At 48.5% G+C, this 2,700-nt stretch carries 5 protein-coding genes; 2 read left to right on the plus strand and 3 right to left on the minus strand.

Going from position 1 to position 2,700, the window contains the following annotated elements; translation table 11 throughout:
* On the minus strand, positions 1–640 hold a 640-nt coding region (locus D3222_RS24100; protein WP_232832671.1), incomplete at its 3' end, for a CHC2 zinc finger domain-containing protein.
* Positions 641–772: 132 nt separating this feature from the next.
* Between D3222_RS24100 and D3222_RS24105 the strand changes: the two genes are divergently transcribed.
* Positions 773–1,135 (plus strand): helix-turn-helix domain-containing protein, encoded by a 363-nt coding sequence (locus D3222_RS24105; protein ID WP_011147857.1) that lies wholly within the window; start codon positions 773–775, stop codon positions 1,133–1,135.
* A 72-nt stretch (positions 1,136–1,207) separates the two neighbouring features.
* The gene (locus tag D3222_RS24110; protein WP_041382320.1) at positions 1,208–1,435 is read left to right on the plus strand and encodes a SymE family type I addiction module toxin; all 228 of its coding nucleotides are present in this window, start codon (positions 1,208–1,210) and stop codon (positions 1,433–1,435) included.
* Between the two features lie 52 nt (positions 1,436–1,487).
* Here D3222_RS24110 and D3222_RS24115 read toward each other — a convergent pair whose 3' ends face one another.
* Positions 1,488–1,835 (minus strand): immunity 8 family protein, encoded by a 348-nt coding sequence (locus D3222_RS24115; protein WP_118988311.1) that lies wholly within the window; start codon positions 1,833–1,835, stop codon positions 1,488–1,490.
* On the minus strand, positions 1,832–2,700 hold an 869-nt coding region (locus D3222_RS26390), incomplete at its 5' end, for a hypothetical protein (RefSeq protein WP_118988312.1). The genes D3222_RS24115 and D3222_RS26390, both read right to left, overlap by 4 nt.

Raw genomic sequence — 2,700 nt, forward strand, 5'->3', positions numbered from 1 at the left:
GCCGGGTGGTGGTACGCAACACGCCCAGCCCAGCCAGTTTGTCGCGCAACTGCTGCCCCTCATTACTCGATTTCGACGGCAACAACCCCGCTGAACCGCCGATACCGTGATTGCCTGCGTACCCCAGCTTAAAGTGACTGACCAGTTCAGGATGATGCAGTCCGCGTCGTTCCAGCCAGGCTTTGGCTTCCGGTGATGCCAGTAAGTTCTGATGATAAAAATCAACCACCTGATGTAACAGCGCCTGTCCGTCATCGTCCAGATCGGCCAGTTTCGGGCGCGGCAGGGGGGCCGCCTGTGATTCCGGCGGAGCGGCTAAAGAAGAAGCGGCCACCACGGCATTGTCCATGTCCGGCAGCCCGGCCAGCTCCCGCAGCCGGCGGATAGCAATTTTCAGCGTCACCCCTTCCGTTTGTATCACCCAGTCCAGCACCGACCCGGCGGCCCCGCAGCCAAAGCAGTGATAGAAGTTTTTGGCCGGTGAGATGACCATTGAGGGCGTTTTCTCCTCATGGAAGGGGCAACGCAGCACATAATCCTTCCCCCGTTTTTTCATCAGACGGCCCTGCTTACGTGCCAGCCCCAGCAATGAGACGGTTTGCTTTAAGCGGGCTAAATCGGTATCGGGAATGCGGGCCATCGGTTACCTCCTGTAAAAACCTGTCAAGATGCTATATTGATATTTAAAACATATCTGATAAGATATCTAAAAACAAGCTTTTTAAAAGGGGGATATATAGTGATATCAAGTTCAACAACCTGGTTTCTCGATATGCAGTTCCCTGAACGGCTTACCACATTACGCAAGGAGCGCGGGCTCACTCAGCAGGCGCTGGCTGATATGGCTGGTGTGGCAGTTTTACAGATCCGGCGCTATGAGGGAGGCTCAGCACAACCTACCTTAGAGGTAATACGTCGCTTGGCTATTTCGCTCGGTGTCAGTGCGGATATGCTGGTTTTTGATGAACAGGAGCGCGGTCCCAGTGAGCGACTACGTTACCAATTTGAGGCAATTTCTCGTATGCCACAGTATGAGCAGGAGGTTATTAAAGAGTTGCTGGATGCAATGATCATCAAAACTCAGATTGCCGGCACAATGGCCTGTATCTCAACAACAGCGAAGGAAGAGAGTTAACACAGCACGGCGCTGAAGTGCGGGAACACTCCAGCGCCGCTAACCATCACCAACTATCAGAGGTAGTTCATCATGGCTAAATGCGATTCTAAAGCAAAAACCATTACAACTAAAGGGCAGGCTGTAAAGCCACGGCATTACACCGTGGGCTACCGGCCTAACCGGGGCAAGCCCAATCCGTACCCGCAGCTCACCATTAAGGGACGCTGGCTGGCCGCGCTGGGGTTTACTACGGGGAAGCCCATCACTATTACCAGCGAAGCCGGACAGTTAATCATTCAACTGGCTGAGAATGACTGACGGCTAAAGGAAGAGTCCAGTTCTTTAGCTGGACTCTTTGGATAACAACAGGTTAAGGTTGATAATCCTCATATTCCCAGGCAAAGACACGGGAAAGCTTTTGGGCTATCTCCATCCAGTCATTACCTTCACACTGTTCAATATAATCCGTGATGGTCTTTTGGATTTCAGCCAGATCATATTTACGTACCAGAAGCGTATGACGTATCAATTCCGGCTGCCAATGATGATTACAAAGCCATTCGGGAGTACATATTTGCACTTGAAAATAATCAGCACCTTCTTCATCATGAACACCAATTGATAACTCAATCCATAAAGAAAAATTATCATTTTCCGGAGGTGCAAATTCTTCTAGTAAAAAATGATCCGACCATAACGCTTTTAAATTCGCTTTCATTTGGTGACGTTTAAGTGACCATTGCTAATCACATTTCCTGATTTATCAAATAATTGGAAGTTTGCCTGTACTCCAGTAACTGCGAACTGACTTTTCTTATTTGTTGGAGGACGATATAAGCGCACTCCATCTGCACTGATCCAACAACCGGGACATTTAGCTTGGTTATCGACTAATTTTCCTCCATCACCAACCCAAATTTTACCTAATCGATCAGCATCCGCCGCAGTTCCCATTCCTACAGAGAAATTAGGATTAGTTGAACCACTGCCTTTTACCGCTGCTGCCAACCTTGAGTCCTGTTTTGCAATATTATCCAGATTTTGCTGAACTAAATCTGATTTTAACTTCGGATAAATGGCGATATTCTCGGCACCACTTGTCGTTTTGTTTGCACTGGCTACCGTTGACTCAAGTTTATTAGTGCCAGAAACAGCTGATGACACAGTGGGAACTTTCTTACCAGGGATCAAGGCGCCAGCAATAGCTGCCCCCAGTTTTTCTGAAGCTAACTGATCACCTTCCCCCGCTTTTTTAGCAGTTTCCTTGATGGCCTGCCAACTTTCACCCGTCATCAGTGATTTCACACTACCCGCGACAGCCTGATTTTTACCCTCCAGATCATTCAGGGCATGCTGACAATAATTATCCCCAATAGCACAAGATGTAATAGCGGCTGCACCGTCAAAAAGGTAATCAGCGCCCACAAGAGCAAAGTCACCGGCATCATTGAGGGCGCCTAACACACTATTCACAGCCGTTGAAGTTTTACCTTCACCCAATTTTTCCCTAACCTGATTTTTCCACCATTCGGTACTTTGTTTGACTGACTCTCTGGCCTTGTCACCGGACAACGAGTTATTCT

Source organism: Photorhabdus sp. CRCIA-P01 (genome assembly GCF_003545805.1).
Classification (GTDB): domain Bacteria; phylum Pseudomonadota; class Gammaproteobacteria; order Enterobacterales; family Enterobacteriaceae; genus Photorhabdus; species Photorhabdus antumapuensis.